Below are 18,932 nucleotides of genomic sequence, written 5' to 3'. Positions count from 1 at the left end.
GATCAGTTGGACTCCTTATTGACCGGAATCGGCTCCTTGTCTTCTGACGAAACCGAGTTGCCCGGTTGTTCGGGACGTGCGCCCTTCGCGTAAAACTTTGGTTCTTCCCCTTTCAACAGTCGCTCGATATTTCCTTTGTGGCGAAATGCGATCAATGCCCACATCCCCCAGAGAGCGTAGATGCCGACGGGAGGAAGCTTGAAGGCGTAGCCTAAGATGACCGCGAGAAAAATCGCAACGATGGAGGCGACGCTGACATAGCGCGTTGTGACAAACACCAGAGCGTAGGCGGCGAGACAGATCCCGGCAATTTCGGGAACGCTTCCAAACAGCGCCCCCACCCCCGTTGCGATGCCTTTGCCCCCACGAAACTTCAGGAATGGGGACAGACAATGCCCCACGATCGCAATCACACCGACGAGAAGGCCGTAACCCGGTTCTGGGAGAAGCATTCCCCCTACCATCGCGGAGGCAAAGCCCTTAAGAAGGTCCAGCACAAAAACGACAATGCCCCACTTCTTGCCGAGGCTTCGCATCACGTTCGTTGCGCCGACATTGCCCGACCCGGTCTTGAAAATGTCGATGCCGTTTGCACGGGCGACCAGGTAGCCGACCGGAATCGAGCCAACAAAATAGGCGGCAAGGAACACCAATGCTTCTTTCATGCCTTCGCTCTCAGTCGCTCCAAGCTCTCCATGTAGATCGTTCGCACCGATTCGACGAGGTTCTCGTGCTCTTTTAGGAATTCATTGCCGTTGCCAACACCAAAAAACTCGGCCAAACGGTCGAGCTTGTCTGGGTTCTCTGGGACAATATCGGGGGTCATCCCCAACAGATAAAGTCTATCACGTAGCGTTCGCAAATGTACTCGTGCGGCAAGAAGCTGATCCATCTCAATCGCATTGATGAGCTTTGCCCGTGCTAAAGCGCGGATGCGATCATCAAAGAGCAGGTTTTTGCCGGCTTGAGCCGCCGTTGGATAACGCAACTCGTTGAGATGCACCATCCACTCGATATCCATTAACCCCCCGTGGCCGAGCTTGACGTGCCGCTTTGCGTACTTGGGGGAGAGTCTCTCACTCTCGATTCTGCGCTTGATGTGCATCAACTCTTCGAGGTGTTCCGGCGTGAGAGGGATGGCGTAAGCCGCCTTCATCGCAAGGGACTCGGCTTTGGGGTTGCCCTCGACCAAGCGCGACTGTCCGAGCGCAAACCGCTCCCACATCTCCATGGCTTCAAGCTCGTAGGCCTCAAAGCCGTCATAGCTTCGGACAAGCAAGCCTTTGCCGCCCTCGGGTCTTAGCCGAAGGTCGATTTTGATAGGGGCTCCGTGCCTCGCCAAGAAGTCGGCCATGCTCAGGAGGTCTTGAGCGTGCTGCTCGGCTTGAGGTCGCTGATCGGGGTCTTCGACCAGGAACACCACATCCAGATCGGACCCGAGCGCGGTCTCCATCACCGCATAACTCCCCATCGCCAACAGATCGAATTGGACGTAAAGTCTGTTCATCATATGGCGCAGAGTCGCGCTGTAGATGGCGGCAAGCCTCTCTCCGAGCGCAAACTCAGGATTCCGCGACCATTGGTAAGCACAGATCACCCAGATATGCCGAATCTTGGCGGCAAGTGTCTCCAGGGGCACGTTTGCCGGGAGCCTCGCAATCGAGTCCCCAGCATCGAACTCTTCGTCGATTTCGCCGCTCATCAGCTCTTCCATCAGGGGCATTGAGGACGCAAAGTAGCGGGTCAGGGCCGGGGCCCCATGCAAACACTCTCTGATGCGGTCGATGCTATCGCGGTTTTCGGAGAGGCTGACATAGAACGCCTCACTCTCGGGCAATGCGTCTATCCACTTTGCGCCGTCGGAGGCGAATTGTCCCAACTGTGCGAGCGACTTTGACCGGTAATCGTCAACTCCGGCGAGAGGGGGCAGGATCGTTTGATAGATGCTTCTGACATTCATCCGGCGGATCGTCAGCTCCCCATCGAGTTCGACCCAACTGCCAAAGCCCATCAACCGGGCAAGCTGCTTGCGCGCTTCTTCTTGAGGAGGGACAGTGTGAGTCTGTTGATCGTGAAAGAGCTGAATGCGGTGTTCGAGCTTTCTCAGGAAGGTGTAGTGACCAGTCAGTTCTTCGGCAACCGTTCCCGGGAGAGCCTTAACCTGACTCAGTTGGGCAAGGGCGACAGGCGTTTCCAACACACGAGTTTCGGGGTGCTCGTGTCCGGTGGCGAGCTGCAGAATTTGGGTGAGGAACTCTATATCCCGAATCCCGCCTCGCCCTCGTTTCAAGTCTTCGTCCTCGGCGTGCTGCTCCACACGTTCGCGCATGTGCAGAAGCTGCTCGACCGACGCCGTGCTTAGGCGGCTGCCGAAACACTGCGTGTCTCGCATGGCCTCCCAACTCTCACGAAGCTCTGCGGGTCCGCAGATCGGGCGCGAACGAAGCAAGGCCTGAGACTCCCACAGTTCGGCATGGGAGCGATAGTAAGCCTCGACTGCTCGACTGGTCTGAATGATCGGCCCCGCACCGCCAAACGGCCGCAACCGGAGATCGACCCGGTAGAGCGACCCCCGCCCCATCGGCTCGCTGAGTGCGCGATTCAACATTTCGCAGACGCGTCCAGCGTGCTTCTCCATCTCCTCGCTTATGCCGGAAGGGACGACGTAGACCAAGTCAACGTCGGAGCTGTAGTTCAGTTCGTGTCCGCCTAGCTTCCCGAACCCTACAACCATCAGTGGACACTCGTCATCAATCCCCTTCCCCGCTGCATACTCATGCCAACTGGCTTCAAGCGCAAGAGTAATGAGGGCATCGGCAAGGTCCGAGATCGCCTGCCACACAACCGTTTGTTCCCACATTCCTGAAAGATCACAGACCACGATCGGCACTATCCAACGCTGTCGAAGAAAGCGAAGACGGTCTAAGGCATGGGTGTAGCTGGTGGCGAGTTCGATCAACCTCCGCCCTTCTTGCTCTATCCCTTCTCGGGATGGGATGACCGGGAGCGCTTCGGGGTCAGTCAAGATGGCGACCAGTTCGGGATTCTGAATGAGTGCGTTGGCGACCGGCTGACTTGCACCGAGGAGCTCAATCAGGAGTCGGAGGAATCGGGGCATTTGCAGAAGCAAAGCAAGTTGAGTTCCGGGGTTCGAGACCGCCTTGAGCCACCTTTCCAGGTTGATAATGGCGAGATCGGGGTCGGTAGCAGAGTCAAAGCAAGCCTGAAAGTCAGCATCAAGTTCCAAGCCGGTTAGGGCGTGGAGCCTGTCCATCGTCCTCTCTGCAGCCTCGTTATCTCGGAAAACCGTCAAACCTTCCTACCAGTCTAAATCATCGCGACCGCTTTTTTGATCCCTGTGAAGGAGAATCGTTGGCGCGGCGGCCCCTCTTTTGCTGCATCTCTCTCATTCGGAGTTCGGGGCCACCAATCGAGAACCACCCGCAACGGTCCTTGAGGACGCACTGGGCGCATAAGGGCACAGGCGCTTTGCAGACGGCTCTTCCATGCTGAATGAACGCCATGTGAAAGCGATAAGCAAGCTCTGATGGTACAAGTGGCATGAGCGCATCGTGGGCTTTTCCCTCACCTGGCTTTGGCTCAACAAGACCAAGCCTCCAGCTCACACGAAAGATATGAGTATCAACCGGAACAACTCCCATTCCGAGGCTAAAGCAAAGGACGATCGAAGCCGTTTTGGGGCCGACTCCTGGCAAACTTGTGAGCCAGTTTCGGGCCACGATCGGCGACATATCCCTCAAGAGTTCAAGCGAGTAATCACCGACGCGATCTTGAATCTCCTTTAAACATCGAATAATCGTTCGTGATTTCTGATTGGCGAGTCCGGCGCTGCGTATAACGTTCGCTACACCTTCTTCCCCAGCTTCGACGAGGGCTTGCCAGTGAGGAAACTCAGCTCGCAACCGCTCGTAGGCGGGGATGGAGTTTGCATCGCTTGTGTGTTGGCTCAAGATGCAGGCGACAAGCTCCTCTAGGGGATCAGTGTTTGGGATGGGAGGGGGTGGACCGTACTGCGCTTCCAGAGAAGCGATAACTATCTGTACGGTTTCGGGGCTCCAGTAGGACGATGGCATGGGTTGGTCTAAAGGATACAGCCTCACGAAAAGTGCGTGTTATACTCGCTTTATGCGAAAGTTTGTTGGCTTGTTTTTGGCCGTTGCCGTTGTGGTAGCCTTGTGCGGTTGCGGAGCTAAGAATAAGCTCGTGGGGACTTGGACCGGCACGATGCCCGTCGTGAACGGTTTGACGGGAGATTTCGTTCAAGTCTTCAACGCTGATGGCACGTACTCGAACGAATTCACGTTTTCGCCGCCCATTGGCGAAAAGATGATTGTACGAAGTTCCGGTACATATGCCGCCGAGGGCGAGAACAAGCTTGCGATGACTGGAACATCAGTTACGCTTGAGAATTTTCCAAAGGAGCTCGATCAGGTCGTCCGAGACAACGCGTCCAAGGAGCTCAATAAGAAATCGCTTCGGGATATTACATGGGTCGATGACGATACGATTACGTTATCCGTCCAAGACCAGACACTTACCCTCAGTCGCAAGAAGGAATGAGCGCTCAGTTGGGATTACGACGTGAGCGCCCTAACAACCTTGTGTTGAAGTCGGCGCTACTTCTCTTTGTTGCTATCGTCGCGCTTGTCGCTGGCTGCGGCGAAGCTCCCGAGCCCTCGATTGTTGGCACTTGGGAAGCTGAGTTTAAGTCGGGGAACAATCCCGCGACGATCACCCAAAACTTTAGCGAAGACGGCATATTCACCTTTCAGACTCGCATCAAGAACCCCGGTGGCGGCAAGGACATTACCATTACTGCTCGCGGCACGTACTCAATTCAAGGGAAAGACAGACTCCTGACAACACCCACGGATTACGGCTACGCAGGCATCGCCAAAGAGGCAGAGCCAGGGATTCGCCTTGAAATCGAAAAGGACAAGGGAAAGACGGCGATGGATAAGATCGAGTGGATTGACGAAAACACGATCAGCATCAAATCCGCCGAAGAGACAACGCGATTCAAGCGGATCAAACCGCAATGACGCCTAAAGCCGGAACAACCAGGCTCTGATAGCGTTATTACTTTTAAGCCATGATCCGTTTCCTTCTTGCACTCGTTCTTACTGTCGCGATTTTGAGCGGGTGCTCGGGAGACCGTTCGCTCGTCGGCTCTTGGCAGTCGGCGATGAAGATAGGGGATCAGAACGTTGTCGTGACGCAGACCTTTGGCGCCGATGGCACCTTTGAGATGGCTTACACCTCAGAAGTGCGCACTTCTGGACCCTTCGGTGACCTGTCGGTGACGGTCACGGGAACTGGCAGCTACAAGATTGACGATGGCGAGAAGCTTGAAACCGTGGTCGATTCGGTAGAGATTGACGGATTGCCAAAGGGAATGGGCCGTGGGGCGAAAGCGCGAGCCGAAAGGGAGTTAGTGCGAACTCGAAAGTTCACCGTACAGTGGATCAACGACAGCAAGATCACGCTCACCCCCACCCAGGGACAGGGGTTCCAGCTTGAGCGGATAGCCGCACCCAAGACCGAGAGCAAGCCATAATCGGATCGTGACCAAACGGCTTGCCATCATTATGGCTGGCGGTTCAGGCGAGCGCTTCTGGCCCGTCTCCCGCACCTCAAGACCCAAACAGCTTCTACGCCTTGCCGACCCGCACCGTACTTTGTTGGAGCAAGCAAGAGATCGGATTGAGCCGCTTGTTAATCAGCGCCGAATCTTCATGGCGGTCGGGAAGGACGTTGAGTTTGCGGTCATCGATGCCGATCTGGTGCCACCGATGAATGTCCTGGTGGAGCCTGCTAAGCGCAATACCCTAGGGTGTCTTTGTTGGGCAGCGGCAAATCTCATGGCTCGCGAACTGGAGAACCCAACTATAGCGGTGCTTACGGCGGATCATTTGATTGCCGATGAAGACGAATTCCGTACCTGCGTCGAGCGAGCTTTTGTTACCTCAGAAGAGACTGGCGGCTTGGTGACCATCGGGATCAAGCCAACAAGGCCGGAGACGGGATACGGTTACATCGAAACATCTGCTGGTGGCGGGCAGAGTACATCTGCTTTTGGCGTCGCCTCCTTCCATGAAAAGCCGACTATAGAGGTCGCAGAAAGGTTTGTTGGATCAGGAAACCATTACTGGAACAGTGGGATGTTCTTCTGGACGCTGGATGCGTTCATGAAAGCGCTTTCTCTAGCCCAACCCGAGATCGAGCGACTTACTGCTCAGATTGCAAACTCCATTCAGAGGGGCGACAAGGAGACCGCTATCCTTAAGTTTGAGGAGGTGCCCAATATCTCCATTGACTATGCGCTGATGGAGAAAGCCACCGAGGTTTACATGGTGCCAGGCGATTTTGGATGGGATGATATCGGCGCATGGGACTCCCTTTCGCGAACCTTTACGCGCGACGATTCTGGGAATGTAACGGTCGGGGAAGCCCAACTCATCGATACCGAAGGGAGCATCGTTTACAACGCGGCCGAAGGCATGACAGTAGGCGTTCTGGGAATGAAGGATGTGATTGTGGTTACGACTGGGGACGCAGTTCTTGTGCTGCCGAAAGACCAAGCTCAGCGCGTAAAAGAGATCGTTGCGCAACTGAAGGAGTCGGGAAGCGACAAAGTTTAATCAGCCGTGATTTGGAGATCGCGGAGCTGCTTCCCGATCATGCCTCGCTCAGTACGACGCCTTCGCCTTCAAGCCGATCATACGTTGCGTTTGCAAATGCGGGCAGTTTTCCAGCCATCTCCGCCATAACATCTTTGGGATTGAAGATGGGAGCGCCTGGAGTTATCCTCAAAATCACTTCTTGAGCGATTCGCCATGCAGACTTGGCATTTCCTTTCGCATCCAACACCGGCTTCAGACGCTGTACGCGACCCTCCATGTTTGTATAGGTTCCGTCGTCTTCGGCGGGGGCGCACATCGGTAAGACCACGCTTGCATAGCTAAGCGCTTCGGTCTCGGCGATGTCTTGCACAACCAAGAACTCCACGCTTTCAAGCGCGCGCTCGACGAGGTGGCGGTCGGGGTGCAGGGTGAACGGATCACACCCCATCAGCCAAAGCGACTCGATCTTGCCGTTTGCGCAGTCTTGGAGGATGTCGTGTGTGTTCAGGCCCTCATCCTTACCGGCAGCTTTCCCGTCGGGCAGGATGCCCACTGCGTCGGCTCCTATGTCGTTGGCGTTCAGCGCGTAACAGTTGAATTCGGCGCCTGTGGTCATGCCGACCGCGGCAACGGCTTCGAGTGTGTCTTGGGCTTTGTCCACGTTCAGGAGGCTGTGGGTTGTGATGATGGCGGCCCCCGGTCCCATCAGGGAGGCTGCTTCACGGATCTGTGCGGCAGGGACGCCTGTGATCTTCTCGGCTTTCTCAGGGGAGAAATCAACCAACTGCTTCTTGACGGCGTCGGGCACACTCGCCTTGCCGCTCTCTACCGTTGCGGCAAGAATTGCGTTTGCGAGAGCTTCTTCTGTGCCGGGCTTGTAGCGAAGGATGAGATGGGCAAAACTATCGGCATCGGTGGGCGAATCGTGCGCGACAACGACTTTTGCACCGTTTTGGAACCAAGCCTTCCGGACGCGCAGGAAAAGGATCGGCTGCTCGTCGGCGAGTGAGGTCCCAAAGATCAGAACTGCCGATTTGTTCTCGAAAGACGCAATCTGAGTTTGAACGGACTTGAAGTTCATCTTGGTCTCAAGTCGGTCGTTTGCTCCCATCAGATGCTTAGTCCATCGGTGGTCGAGGTTGTTGCACTTGAACCCGTTTCGAACCAGCTTTTGCACCATGTAATAGGCTTCGTTTGAGAGGCTTCCACCCATCAAAACCGCGGCTTTCTTGCCCGCTTTCTCGAAACGGGGGATCAGGTCGGCATAGGCGGTCGCCCATTCGCTCTCGATCAGCTTTTCGCCTCTTCGCACGAGGACGTTTTTCAGTCGCTTCTCGTCGTTGTAGAACTCGTGACCGAACTTGCCTTTATCGCAGGTCCACTCTTCGTTGACAGCTTCGTTGGTCCGACCATTCATGCGGACCATCTTTCCGGCTCGATAGTCGAACCAGACGTTGCATCCGTTTGAGCAGAGCGTGCAGATCGCGGGCCGAGTTTCGAGGTCCCACGGACGAGCACGGAAGCGGTATTCGGCGTTTGTCAATGCTCCAACTGGGCAGATTTCGATGACGTTGCCGCTGAATTTGGATTCAAAGTTGCGCAGTTCAAAGGTGCTTGGCTGCATCGACGCGCCACGGAACCGGAACGCGAGCTGGCTGTCGCCAGAAATCTCCTCTGTAAAGCGTACACAGCGACCACACTGGATACATCGCTCAAGGTCGAGCGTGACGTAACTGCTCAGCGGATAGGCCTTCGGCAGGTGGCGCTTGATTTCGATGTACCGGCTCGTGGATGGGCCATAAATCAGTGTGTTGTTTTGGAGGGGGCATTCTCCACCACGGTCGCAGATCGGGCAGTCGAGCGGGTGATTGATGAGCAGAAGCTCAAGGACGCTCTTGCGATCTCGGTGCACCATTTCGGTGTCCGTATAGATCGCCATGCCATCGCTTGCTGGGAGCGTACAAGCGGCTTGGGGCTTGGGCATTTTGCGAACGGAGCCGTCGGGCTGCTTAAAGCCGACTTCGACCAAGCACATTCGACACATGCCGACAGGCTTCATACGCGAGTGGTAGCAAAAGATCGGAATCTCTAGCCCGAGCCGTTTTACGGACTCCACAATGATCTCGCCTTTGGGGACCTGGAGTTCGACGTCGTTGACAAGAATCGTTACTGTATCGGTAGATGCAACCGCTGCCATGAATGCTCCAAACACAGACTGTGCCGAGTCCGCTAGGTGTACCCGAAATGAGCCCGTTCCTGCACGAATCTTTATGGATAGTTGAGGGCTGGCAAAACCTGAGATCGAACCTCGCCGAAGCCGATTCGCAGTTTTCCGTCGGTGGCGAATGCGCGCATGATGACCACATCACCATCGGCAAGGAAGGTCCGCGTCTCGCCCGTCTCGGAAAGAGTGATCGGGTTTTGCCCTCTCCAAGTCAACTCCAAAAGTGATCCGTAGGAATCTTCGGAGGTGCCGCTGATCGTTCCCGTCGCCGCTAAGTCTCCGGGGAGGAGGTTTGCGCCGTTCGATGTCATGTGTGCAAGCTGCTGAGCAAAGCTCCAGTAAAGGTTTTTCGAGTTGCTCCTGCAGATCACTTGGGGCTTGGTCATTTTTTCGGTTTGCAGCAAGACCTCAAGCTGGATGTCGAAATGGCAGGGTCCGCTTGGCTGAAGGTACGGCAACACTTCGGGATCTTGGGGTTGGCCTTGGATGCGGAAGGGCTCCAGTGCATCCAGCGAAACGAGCCACGGGCTCACGCTGGTGCCGAAACTCTTAGCGAGAAAGGGGCCGAGTGGCTGATACTCCCATCTCTGAACGTCACGAGCCGACCAGTCGTTGACGAGAACAACTCCAGCAAGCATCTCCTCCGCATCGTCTACCCGGACGGGATCACCCAGTTCATTGCCTTCGGCAACAAAGAAACCCATCTCCAACTCAAAATCAAGCTCTCGCGTTGGACCAAAGCTCGGCATCTCGTCGTTCGGACCCTTTGTTTGCCCGTTCGGACGCCGGATCGGCTCTTCCGACACGATCACGCTTGAGGCGCGCCCGTTGTAGGCGACGGGGACGTGGCGGTAGTTCGGGAGGAGGGGCGGCTGGTCGGGGCGGAACATTTTGCCCACGTTGCTCGCATGGTGAATGCCGGAATAGAAATCGACGAAGTTGCCCACGGGTGCTGGAAGCGTCATGTAGACGTCGTCCCGTCGTAAGATCGCTGCGGCTCGCAGAGCTTGGTTGTCCCTCAACGCCGAGTTCTTCTCACGCAAAAGATCGAAGACCTGCTCACGGATCGCCGCCATCGCGTCGCGGCCCTCCGATAGGAGCACCCAAAGGCCGACACCCTCGGTGGCGCCACATGGGTCGATGACCCCTTCAGCTTCGAGCGGGGCGAGATTGACGACATAGTCGCCGATCGCCACGCCGACATATTGCATGTCGTCGTCGGCGTCGGGGAGCAAGAACGCACCAAACGGAAGGTTTTGAATGGGGAAATCGGTGTCGTCGGGATAAGCAATCCAGCTTCGAGCATCGGGAGGCACAAAAAATCTCATCGGTCTTCTCCGTTCAGCAAGCCTAAAGACACAAGGTCTTCGACAGGCTCATCGACTGAACATGAGCCATAGCCAACGAAGAGTTGCCGGGTTTCTCTGATCAGGTCGATATCGGCTTCGAGGTCTCGCCATCGAATGCCGTCGTTACTCAAGACGAACGAATCGGGCTTCTCGTCCGCAAGGATTTCGTCAATCTCTTCAATACCTAGCCCATGCTGATCGTGCAAAGCCGTCGCGAAGAGCGCATTCAGGAATCCGTGCATCTTCGTTTTGACCGACGCATTGTCGTGCCGTATTGGGTGATGCAAGCCAGCAGTCAGCTTGAACGTAAGGTCAAGATCGACAGTTTGCTGAAGGAATGCAGCCAACTGCCGAGTTGTGGGAAACGCCGATGCATCCAGCCCACCGGTTCGTGCCTTAACCCCAATCCACTCCTCTTCGGCGACTTCGACCATCGTGTCGACCTGTCGCTCGTGCCAAGGAAGCTCTAGGAAGACCTCGATTGAGTCAAACGACTGCAGATCTCGGAACACGCGAGCGGTGTCTTTGTAGGATGGAAGCCTAATTTCCAGGGCTTCGATGGGGGCTTGTTCTCCAAACTGAGATTCAAAAGCAGTCATCGCCTTTGCGTCTGATTCCAGACCGGTCTCGAACGCATCGAGATCGGTCCCGCCGGAGCCCGTGAGCGTAAGCTTAAAAACGCCTGTCTGAGGCTTCTCGACAAGGATCTCACCCAGTTCGTCCAAGCGCGATGCGGGGCAGATGAACCGGCTCACCATCCATCGATGCGGCCCATTCATGACCTTTAAGTACTCCTCTACAGCAGAGGCCATATCCAGCTTCGCGGGCGGAAAAAGACCCGCATAATCGATGACGCCGCTCATAAGCCGCCGCAAGGCTTCGGTCATGAATTTAGTATGGCAGACGTCCATGCTTTCGGTTGCCAAGTATGCCTCTTGGTGTCCCGTGACTTCCTGCCGGGCTACTGTACAATAAGGGACAAGACTGGGCTTCACAAAGGCGTGCCCCAGAAAGGTGATGCCAATGTCTATGATGCGAGTTCTTATAGCTGACGACGATCCGATTATTCGGCTTGACCTCAAGCAGATGCTTGAGAACATGAACTATGAGGTTGTTGCCGAGGCAGGCGACGGCCTACAAGCCCTGAGCAGCGCACGGGAGTTTCGACCTGACGTCTGCATCCTTGATGTGAAGATGCCGGTTATGGATGGGATCGACGCGGCTTCCGAAATCGCCAGCGAATCTCTCGCTCCCACGATCCTTTTGACCGCATATAGCGATAAAGAGTTGATTGACCGCGCCAAGGACGCTGGAGTGTTTGCCTATCTGGTGAAGCCGTTCAAGCCCAGTGATCTACCGCCTGCCATTGAGGTTGCACGGTCGCGCTATGAACAGCATCTTCAGCTTAACAAGGAACTTTCGGGAGTGCAGGAACGGCTTGAAGCGAGAAAGCTCCTTGATCGGGCCAAGGGCATCATGATGAAGCAACATAGCATCGACGAGGCCGAGGCCTATCGTCGGATTCAGTTGCAGTCGATGAACAACCGGAAGAGTATGCGAGAGGTTGCGGAAGCGATTATCCTTGCCGAAGCGACTTGATCGCAAACACATCGCACAACCCGGCCCGTGCTATAACAATCTATGGCCGAACGGCTTTGGGCGCCTTGGCGATTCACCTATATCGAGAAAGCATCTCCAAGCGATGGAGGATGCATTTTCGTCGATCTTCCCCAGCAGGATAGCGATCGGGAAAACCTAATTTTGTGGCGTGGCAAAACGGCTTTTGTGATGCTGAATGCCTTCCCGTATACCAACGGGCACTTGATGATCGCCCCTTACAAACATACGAACGACATCGGCGCGCTCGACGATGCCGAGCTCTTAGAGATCAACAAGCTGGTTGCCGCATGTGTACGATGGGTGACAGCGGCCTACAAGCCGGATGGTTTTAATATCGGTGTCAACGTCGGACATGCTGCGGGCGCGGGTATCCCTTCCCATATTCATTGGCATGTGGTGCCGCGCTGGAACGGCGATACAAACTTTATGACGACGGTGGGCGATGTGCGTGTCCTGCCACAAACCTTGGAGCAGAGCTACGACAGGTTGAAAGCGATTGCTGAGGGGGAGACTGTTGAGTAGCCCGACCGATACCGAGTTGACAGCAGCGATTACACCTGTCGCAGGAATCAGTCAGCCTCTGCCGCTTGAACGATGGCCTCAAGACCTCCTCCAACTACGACAGCGGGCGCTTTGTTGTCAGACCTGTGCCATCGCGGAGCGGAGAAACAATGTCGTCTTTGGTGAGGGCAATCCAGCTTCTCCGTTGGTGTTGGTGGGGGAAGGGCCAGGCGAGACGGAAGACCACACAGGGCGTCCGTTTGTAGGTCGTGCTGGGCAGATGCTGGATCGGGCTCTGCGAGACAATGGGTTAAGCCGCGAAATCGTTTATATCTGCAACGTGGTCAAGTGTCGGGCATGCGATTGGCGGGAGGGAAAAGCATTCAATCGCCCGCCAACAGACGAGGAAGTTCTTGCCTGCTCTCAATGGCTTAAACCCCAGCTTGAGATTATCGCTCCCAAGGTTGTACTTTGTATCGGAGCGCCGAGCGCAAAGCTGATCATCAAGAAAGACTTCAAGATCACGGCAGAGCGCGGGAAGTACTTTCCGTGTGCCTACGCTCGGACGGCTATTGCGGCGTTGCATCCGGCATATATCCTTCGGCAATCCTCAAGCACCCACGATGGCGGATACTCTCTGCTGGTTGCCGACATCGCACGCGCGTGGGCAGCAGCACAGAAGCTTCTGGTTGAAGGGCAGGAGGCTGAGCCGGCGAAGGAATCATCCACGGATGAACAGGTTTCGGAACAGGAGAGCCTGTTCTAATGCGGATTGAAGAGTTTGAAGAGAGCCTCCGGCGATGCCCGGTCGTGGCAAGTGTACAAGCAAGCGATGGGTCGCCGACAGAGGACCCGCTCACCCTGCTAAGGCTTGCCTTTGCGAGCCTCCAAGAAGGTGCGCAAATCCTGCGGTTGCAGGGGGTTGAGAACATCCTCGCGATCAAAAGTGGCACGGGGGTGCCGGTTATCGGCCTGATCAAGCAGGCCTACGCGGGCAGCGAGGTTTATATAACACCTACTGTTACCGAAGTCGATGCCCTCATTGAAGAAGGATGCGAAGTTATCGCCCTTGATGGAACACGTCGCGCTCGACCGGATAGGGCTCCTTTGCGTTCCCTTATCGAATACATACATCGCCGCGGACTCCTTGCGATGGCGGATTGCGACAGTCCCGATTCGGTTCGTCACGCGCTTGAGGCAGGGGCGGACATTATCGGCACGACGCTCGCCGGATACACGCAGGAGAGTTGGGGCAGTTCCGGTCCAGACCTTGAGTTTCTGCGCGAAGCGGTGCGCATTGCGGGGAGTACCCCAGTCTTGGCAGAAGGTCGTTTTCAGGAGCCTTGGCAAGCTCAGGCTGCCTTGCGGATTGGGGCAGCTGGGGTTGTGATCGGTGGGGCCCTAAACGATCCGGTAAAGCAGACTCGCCGGTTTGTTGCGGCTACAGCTCGAAGCAAAGCTAACGTTGGGGCAGTGGACATCGGGGGAACTTGGCTGCGCTTTGGCTACTTCAGCAGCGATTGGAAACTGCTTTCTTCGTCGCGGATTGCACTTCCAAAATCGCAAGGAGAACGTGAGGCCTGGATTCGCGAGCAAGCCGGTGAGTTTTCTGTCAGGAGGATCGGAATCTCAACCGGGGGAACCGTCGATCCCGCTTCTAAGGTGGTAATTGAAGCGAAGCCGATCATTCCAGATTACGAAGGCGCAAGTTACGATTGGGATGGGCTTGATACGGTTGTCCTCAATGACGGCTTGGCGACGGCTTGGGGGCACGCTAACCTGCCCCAGTTTGCGGGCATGCGGGTTGCAACGCTTAGCCTGGGCACGGGGGTTGGCTGCGGCTTGGTCGCGAACGGAGCTATCTGGAGAGGGCCCTATGGTGAGTACCCTCGGCTCAACGATCTGCTTGCAGGCTCGGAATCATTTGAGGAGCTTCTCGGCGGAGCGGCGTTGACGCCGACCCCAACGGAATCGCAAAAAGATAGGGCCGTTCAAGCGGCACGGACAGCCATCGGAACTCTTGCCGCGCTGTGGATGCCGGATGTGATTGTTGTCGGTGGTGGGGTTGGGCTCTCCGACTGGCTGCAAGAGATGATCTATAACTTGAACTCCGATATTGCTGAGGGATGGGTGAAGCCGGATATTCTTCCAAGTCCACTAGGGGCCGATGCGGGGCTATATGGCGCGGCTGCACTTGCGCTTTTCGCGCAGGCTTAGCGGTTCTCCAGCTCTTTCACTCGCTTTTCCAGATTCGTCATCTTGGAAATCAACTGCTGTTCACGCTCAAGCGAGCCTTTGCGGGTGTTGACGCTTCGTGTGTCCACCTCGCTCAGTGTTGAGTCGTAACGTATGAACTGGCCCTGCGCGATCCACATCCAGATCATGCCGGCAAGTACAAACACAAGCGAAAACCGACGTTCAAACCACCTGCGCTTTCGCTCGTTGGCTTCGAGACGTCGTTCGATTTCGCGAATGCGCCTATAGAGGGCAATCTCTTGTTGAGTGGATTCGGTTTCAGGCTCTCGGTCGACTTCGACAAAGCACGAACGAGGCCCATATAAGACAAAGTCTGCGGGCTTTTGACGCTCCATCGCCGCTACGGCGAGTTCGGAACCTTTGAAGTCACTCGAACGACGTTTGGATTTGATGCTAATGAGATACGCGTCGAGTTCTTGCGTCCAATCCTGGAGCAGCTTTGGGTTTTGATTTTCGTTCAATGCATTCTCCTGAACGCATTCTAACGAAAATCTCTACGCCGCTTTCTTTGCCAAGTGTCGGAAATGCGTCGTGCAGTTGCGTCCGGCGTCCTTACTCGCATAGAGAGCCTTGTCGGCTTCGCTGATGATCTTTTCGATATCCTTGCATCGACCGACGACGGTCGCGACGCCAAAGCTGGCGGTGACCTGTCGATGAGGCCAAACCACCCGTTCGATAGCTGTGCGAATTCTTTCTGCGGCTGCGATTGCCCTTTCTTCGTCCGCTCCTGGCAGGACAACCACGAACTCTTCGCCACCGTACCGAGCGACGAAATCGCCCGCGCGGCACGCATCGAGGAGAGTGTCGGCAACTCCCTTGAGAACCTCATCACCAGCAAGATGCCCAAAGCTGTCGTTGAAGCTTTTGAACTTGTCAACGTCGAGAAGGATAATCGACAGCGGTCTTTTTGCAGCATGTGCCGCTTGCAACTCAAGTTCCAGAAAACCTCTGAATGCGCGGTTGTTTTGAACACCCGTCAGGCCGTCTGTGGATGCCAACGCCTCAAGCCGTTTGTTTGCGGTTTGCAATTCGTGCTCAACGAGCTTTCGGTCGGTGATGTTGTGTGCAACGGCGATAAAGTGTGTTAGCTTTCCTTCGGGGTCTAAGACCGGGTTGAGCACGAGTTCGAACCAATACTTGTCGCCGTAACGGTCATTCACGCTCAGTTCAAGCTCGGTGGGTTTGGGGTTTCTAAAGACTTGCCGTAGGACACGAATCGCATGCTCCTCGGAGCCGAACTGCGTTAGGATTTCCTCTGCAGATTTGCCCACCAGGTCTTCGGCATCGGAAGACACGAGCTTGACAAAGGCGGTGTTTACGTACTTGAGTCGGAAGCTGGCGTCAAAGACGAAGATGCCGCTCGAAGATGTTTCGGCAACGCTGGAGAGCAGTCGCAGATTCTCCTCGGCTTGCTTTTGTTCGGTGATGTCGGTTCTTGAACCGACGTACTCGAAGGGGTCGCCAGATGAATCTCTGACCAGATTGATCTCGTCGACGATCCAACGATACGAACCGTCGGCGTGTTCAGAGCGGTACTCGCATCGGAAGGGCTTGCCTTCCGCGACTCCCTGCCACTGAGTGTCAAAGGCCGCTTTATCGTTGGGGTGGATGCGATCTGTCCAACTCTTGAGATCACCGCAGAACTGCTCTGGGGCATATCCCAAAACCCGCTCAACGTTCTCACTCACGTAGGTGCAGGCGAATGTGCCGTCCGCCGAGACGCAGTACAGAATGGTTGGGCTCGTCGCGATGAACGATGCGATCCGGCTTTGGGCCTCTATCAGTCGAAGCTCGTTCTCTTTAAGGTCGGTGATGTCTTGGGCCGTGCCTTCGAGCAACATTCCCGATTGGGTTTTCCTGCTTTTACCGCGGCAAAGGACATATCGCGTTTCGCCGTCGCTGCGATGGATGCGATATTCCAGGGTGAACTCTGTTTCGCTTTTCTTTGCTTTCTCGACGACCGTTTTCGCGCGCTCGACATCCTCTGGAAGAATCAGACTGAAAAACTTCTCTTGGTCAAGTGGAATGCAATCGGGCTTTGCAAGACCGTGGATGGCATAGAGCTCTTCGGCCCACTCGCCTCGATCCGACTGGACGTCATAGCTCCAATAGCCAAGTTTGGCAACTCTTTGCGCCTCGGCAAGTTTGGCCTTGCCTTCGAGGATTGTTTGGTTTGCCTGCCAGCGATCTGTGACATCTTCGCAGAGAATAATGCAGCCGCCGACCTCTCCACTTTGGTCTCTCCAAGGGCGAATATCCCAACGGTAGTAGGAGGTTCCCCCGGTAACGACATCCTCAAACGGATCGTCCTCTTTTGAGCTTGCGACTCCGTGGAGCGCTCTTACGATCTGGGTTTGCCAACGCTCGGCAAGGTTCGGGCTTGCGTCCTTAAGCTCCTGCCCTTCGAGCTCCATCGCGTGTCCGATAAACTCGGATTTCCAGCGATCTGAGGCGACCAGGAATCGCATGTCAGTATCGAACATTGCGATTGGCGCTGGGGAGTGTTGGACAAACTGTCTTACCAATTCTGACGTGCGATATCGCTCGATTTCGCCGACTTTGATCTGGGTAACGTCGAGAGTCGCGCAACTGACGGACACGATCTCGTTTTGCAAATTACGCGCGGGGAAGAAATTGGAGATGAGGTAGTGGGTGGTGCCGTCTCTGGCATCGAACTCCCACTCAAATTCGGTGACGGATTCTCCTCGGAGAACTCTCTCGACCACCTGGATATAGCTCGCGGTTGCCTTGGGCCCTACGAGGTTGCCATAAACCGATTTCTCAAAAATCTCGAAGGCTTCGATACCCCACAAGTGTTCGGCGGCACGATTGAACTCGTAGATCTTGCCGGAGGCATCATGCGTGTAGCACGCTGCCGGAACTGCATGAAACAGTTCCTCGAACCTGCGTGCGGCATACCAGTGCATCTTCTGCGCCGATTTAGCGCTTGCAACCTGGCCTTCCAGCTCGTTTATTCGTTCGGCCATAGCCCGTTCACCCTGGGATGGCTTTGCCTCCTCAAGCCCCATTCCCGTTCTGAACACACTGATGATCAATCGGCATCAAAATGCGTCCTTCCCTCCTCAGAGATTTTAGGGACACGCATCTGCCGATGCTATCGATTTCGATTGCTGACGGCATACCGTGTCTCTATAGGAGATTGTCGGTGTTCGAAGAGTCGCTCATCATGCAAAACCCAAAAAAGTCTCCCCAGAATTTACTTCTGGGGAGACGGATGTATTTGGTGAAGTAGCAGACTTTACTGTCCGGGGGGTGTACCGGCTTCTGAACCCGGCGTTGGGCCCGTGGTTCCAACGGTAGCCCGCTGCTTTTTGACCTCATCGACCAAACGCTTCCAGGGTTCTTGAAGATCGGTCCTTTCGATCGTGATTTTGCTGGCTACGATCTTGTCGGTGACGCGTCGCTCAAGATCGACGGCGAGCGCTCCTCTTTGCAGGGCAAGCTGGCGGCGAACTCGGCGCTTCAGCAGGTCGTCAACAACGAGCGGGCGCTCTTCGGTTCGTCGCTCGATATAGAACTTCGCCCACGAATTCTCTGCCTTGACCCATTCGGACATCGTTCCTTCTTTGGTCTCCTTGAGAACCTTGTCAAAGGGCGGGCCAACCGTATCTAGTCTCTCGACTGGGAAACGTCCACCGAGCTCTTTGGCTTGGGGCGCTTCGCTGTACTGCATTGCGACAGTGCTAAAAGCTTGTCCTGTCGAAAGCGCCTGATCGGCCTGTGCCTTCTTGGCGTCGGAATTGACAAAGATCCAGCTCGCATTGATCGTCGCGGGCTGCATAAACTGCTTGGGATTGTCGTTAATGAACTTCTCAGCGTCTTGGATGGTGACGTTGATGCCCTTTGTGACCAGCTTCTCCTGAGCAAGCTGAATGAGGATCTGCTCTTTCACCATGTCGATGGTCAATCCCGACTGCTTGAGGCGGTCCCCGAACGACTTATCGACCTCTTTCTGGAATTCGAGTTCGTCGAGAATGTCTTTGCTGGTGGGATAGACGCCTTCGTCCTTTGCAAGCTGCAGCAAGACCTTGTTATAAACGGTCTGCTTGAGGGCTTGAAATGCCAGCGATTCTGAAACCTGGACGTCCTGCGCACCTTGCGCGGTTTGCACACGAACTGTGGGCAATCGCTCAAGAGTCTTGTAATACTCTTCGGTGAACACGTCTTCGCCGTTGATCGTCGCCAACGGCGCGGCTCCCTTCGAACCACAACCAACTATCGCCAATGCAGCACCGGCTGCGAGCGCTATCGTCAAGTACTTCATCAAGGTTAATCCTTCTTTCATTGAGTTCAGAATAGGATACCAGCCTGGTGAAA

Annotated in this window: 17 protein-coding genes; 8 read left to right on the top strand and 9 right to left on the bottom strand. The window is 55.4% G+C overall.

From position 1 onward, the window contains the following. Positions 1–2: 2 nt before the first annotated feature. The 3 genes from plsY to KF784_13685 are packed head-to-tail and all read right to left on the bottom strand — an operon-like array spanning position 3 to position 4,094. Entirely contained in the window at positions 3–665 is a 663-nt protein-coding gene (plsY, locus tag KF784_13695) for a glycerol-3-phosphate 1-O-acyltransferase PlsY (GenBank protein MBX3120115.1), read from the bottom strand. Then, positions 662–3,313, bottom strand: a complete 2,652-nt coding sequence (locus KF784_13690; protein MBX3120114.1) for a hypothetical protein — start codon at positions 3,311–3,313, stop codon at positions 662–664. The genes plsY and KF784_13690 overlap by 4 nt, the downstream gene beginning before the upstream one ends. A gap of 19 nt (positions 3,314–3,332) precedes the next feature. Next, positions 3,333–4,094 (bottom strand): endonuclease III, encoded by a 762-nt coding sequence (locus KF784_13685; GenBank protein ID MBX3120113.1) that lies wholly within the window; start codon positions 4,092–4,094, stop codon positions 3,333–3,335. A gap of 52 nt (positions 4,095–4,146) precedes the next feature. On the opposite strand from KF784_13685, the gene KF784_13680 reads away from it, so the two are divergent. From KF784_13680 to KF784_13665, 4 genes are read left to right on the top strand one after another with little or no spacing between them, the layout of a single operon-like run. Next, entirely contained in the window at positions 4,147–4,581 is a 435-nt protein-coding gene (locus KF784_13680; GenBank protein MBX3120112.1) for a hypothetical protein, read from the top strand. Then, positions 4,578–5,063: a hypothetical protein gene (locus KF784_13675; GenBank protein ID MBX3120111.1), complete on the top strand. Its 486-nt coding sequence runs from the start codon at positions 4,578–4,580 to the stop codon at positions 5,061–5,063. Before KF784_13680 ends, KF784_13675 begins: the two co-directional genes overlap by 4 nt. A gap of 50 nt (positions 5,064–5,113) precedes the next feature. Next, on the top strand, positions 5,114–5,578 hold the full coding sequence (locus tag KF784_13670; GenBank protein ID MBX3120110.1) for a hypothetical protein: 465 nt from the start codon (positions 5,114–5,116) through the stop codon (positions 5,576–5,578). 7 nt (positions 5,579–5,585) lie between these two features. Continuing rightward, the gene (locus KF784_13665) at positions 5,586–6,662 is read left to right on the top strand and encodes a mannose-1-phosphate guanylyltransferase (GenBank protein ID MBX3120109.1); all 1,077 of its coding nucleotides are present in this window, start codon (positions 5,586–5,588) and stop codon (positions 6,660–6,662) included. Between the two features lie 37 nt (positions 6,663–6,699). On the opposite strand, the gene nuoG is transcribed toward KF784_13665, so the two are convergent. The 3 genes from nuoG to KF784_13650 form a co-directional block, all read right to left on the bottom strand. Continuing rightward, positions 6,700–8,841 (bottom strand): NADH-quinone oxidoreductase subunit NuoG, encoded by a 2,142-nt coding sequence (nuoG, locus tag KF784_13660; GenBank protein ID MBX3120108.1) that lies wholly within the window; start codon positions 8,839–8,841, stop codon positions 6,700–6,702. Positions 8,842–8,912: 71 nt separating this feature from the next. Further along, positions 8,913–10,196, bottom strand: coding sequence for a fumarylacetoacetase (gene fahA, locus KF784_13655; protein ID MBX3120107.1), 1,284 nt, complete (start codon positions 10,194–10,196; stop codon positions 8,913–8,915). Beyond that, positions 10,193–11,104 (bottom strand): hypothetical protein, encoded by a 912-nt coding sequence (locus tag KF784_13650; GenBank protein MBX3120106.1) that lies wholly within the window; start codon positions 11,102–11,104, stop codon positions 10,193–10,195. The genes fahA and KF784_13650 overlap by 4 nt, the downstream gene beginning before the upstream one ends. Before the next feature lie 130 nt (positions 11,105–11,234). On the opposite strand from KF784_13650, the gene KF784_13645 reads away from it, so the two are divergent. The 4 genes from KF784_13645 to KF784_13630 are packed head-to-tail and all read left to right on the top strand — an operon-like array spanning position 11,235 to position 14,555. Further along, positions 11,235–11,816, top strand: a complete 582-nt coding sequence (locus KF784_13645) for a response regulator (GenBank protein MBX3120105.1) — start codon at positions 11,235–11,237, stop codon at positions 11,814–11,816. A 42-nt stretch (positions 11,817–11,858) separates the two neighbouring features. Further along, positions 11,859–12,359: an HIT domain-containing protein gene (locus KF784_13640; protein MBX3120104.1), complete on the top strand. Its 501-nt coding sequence runs from the start codon at positions 11,859–11,861 to the stop codon at positions 12,357–12,359. Further along, positions 12,352–13,104 (top strand): uracil-DNA glycosylase, encoded by a 753-nt coding sequence (locus KF784_13635; protein ID MBX3120103.1) that lies wholly within the window; start codon positions 12,352–12,354, stop codon positions 13,102–13,104. Before KF784_13640 ends, KF784_13635 begins: the two co-directional genes overlap by 8 nt. Next, entirely contained in the window at positions 13,104–14,555 is a 1,452-nt protein-coding gene (locus tag KF784_13630; GenBank protein MBX3120102.1) for a putative N-acetylmannosamine-6-phosphate 2-epimerase, read from the top strand. The genes KF784_13635 and KF784_13630 overlap by 1 nt, the downstream gene beginning before the upstream one ends. Here KF784_13630 and KF784_13625 read toward each other — a convergent pair. The 3 genes from KF784_13625 to KF784_13615 form a co-directional block, all read right to left on the bottom strand. After that, positions 14,552–15,055: a hypothetical protein gene (locus tag KF784_13625; GenBank protein MBX3120101.1), complete on the bottom strand. Its 504-nt coding sequence runs from the start codon at positions 15,053–15,055 to the stop codon at positions 14,552–14,554. The genes KF784_13630 and KF784_13625 overlap by 4 nt on opposite strands. A gap of 33 nt (positions 15,056–15,088) precedes the next feature. After that, positions 15,089–17,581, bottom strand: a complete 2,493-nt coding sequence (locus tag KF784_13620) for a PAS domain S-box protein (GenBank protein MBX3120100.1) — start codon at positions 17,579–17,581, stop codon at positions 15,089–15,091. Positions 17,582–17,853: 272 nt separating this feature from the next. Next, complete coding sequence (locus tag KF784_13615) at positions 17,854–18,900, bottom strand: peptidyl-prolyl cis-trans isomerase (protein MBX3120099.1); 1,047 nt, start codon at positions 18,898–18,900, stop codon at positions 17,854–17,856. Positions 18,901–18,932 lie beyond the last annotated feature (32 nt).

This window comes from Fimbriimonadaceae bacterium (assembly GCA_019638775.1).
GTDB lineage: Bacteria > Armatimonadota > Fimbriimonadia > Fimbriimonadales > Fimbriimonadaceae > JAHBTD01.
The sequence above is the reverse complement of the archived record's forward strand: the minus strand, read 5'-3'. Positions and strand labels throughout refer to the sequence as shown.

What these genes read in the sequence shown, in the direction of transcription:
- plsY (MBX3120115.1), bottom strand. Translation starts at nt 665, where the DNA reads ATGAAAGAAGCATTGGTGTTCCTTGCCGCCTATTTTGTTGGCTCGATT.
- KF784_13685 (MBX3120113.1), bottom strand. Translation starts at nt 4,094, where the DNA reads ATGCCATCGTCCTACTGGAGCCCCGAAACCGTACAGATAGTTATCGCT.
- KF784_13680 (MBX3120112.1), top strand. Translation starts at nt 4,147, where the DNA reads ATGCGAAAGTTTGTTGGCTTGTTTTTGGCCGTTGCCGTTGTGGTAGCC.
- KF784_13675 (MBX3120111.1), top strand. Translation starts at nt 4,578, where the DNA reads ATGAGCGCTCAGTTGGGATTACGACGTGAGCGCCCTAACAACCTTGTG.
- KF784_13670 (MBX3120110.1), top strand. Translation starts at nt 5,114, where the DNA reads ATGATCCGTTTCCTTCTTGCACTCGTTCTTACTGTCGCGATTTTGAGC.
- nuoG (MBX3120108.1), bottom strand. Translation starts at nt 8,841, where the DNA reads ATGGCAGCGGTTGCATCTACCGATACAGTAACGATTCTTGTCAACGAC.
- fahA (MBX3120107.1), bottom strand. Translation starts at nt 10,196, where the DNA reads ATGAGATTTTTTGTGCCTCCCGATGCTCGAAGCTGGATTGCTTATCCC.
- KF784_13650 (MBX3120106.1), bottom strand. Translation starts at nt 11,104, where the DNA reads ATGACCGAAGCCTTGCGGCGGCTTATGAGCGGCGTCATCGATTATGCG.
- KF784_13645 (MBX3120105.1), top strand. Translation starts at nt 11,235, where the DNA reads ATGCCAATGTCTATGATGCGAGTTCTTATAGCTGACGACGATCCGATT.
- KF784_13640 (MBX3120104.1), top strand. Translation starts at nt 11,859, where the DNA reads ATGGCCGAACGGCTTTGGGCGCCTTGGCGATTCACCTATATCGAGAAA.
- KF784_13630 (MBX3120102.1), top strand. Translation starts at nt 13,104, where the DNA reads ATGCGGATTGAAGAGTTTGAAGAGAGCCTCCGGCGATGCCCGGTCGTG.
- KF784_13620 (MBX3120100.1), bottom strand. Translation starts at nt 17,581, where the DNA reads ATGGCCGAACGAATAAACGAGCTGGAAGGCCAGGTTGCAAGCGCTAAA.
- KF784_13615 (MBX3120099.1), bottom strand. Translation starts at nt 18,900, where the DNA reads ATGAAAGAAGGATTAACCTTGATGAAGTACTTGACGATAGCGCTCGCA.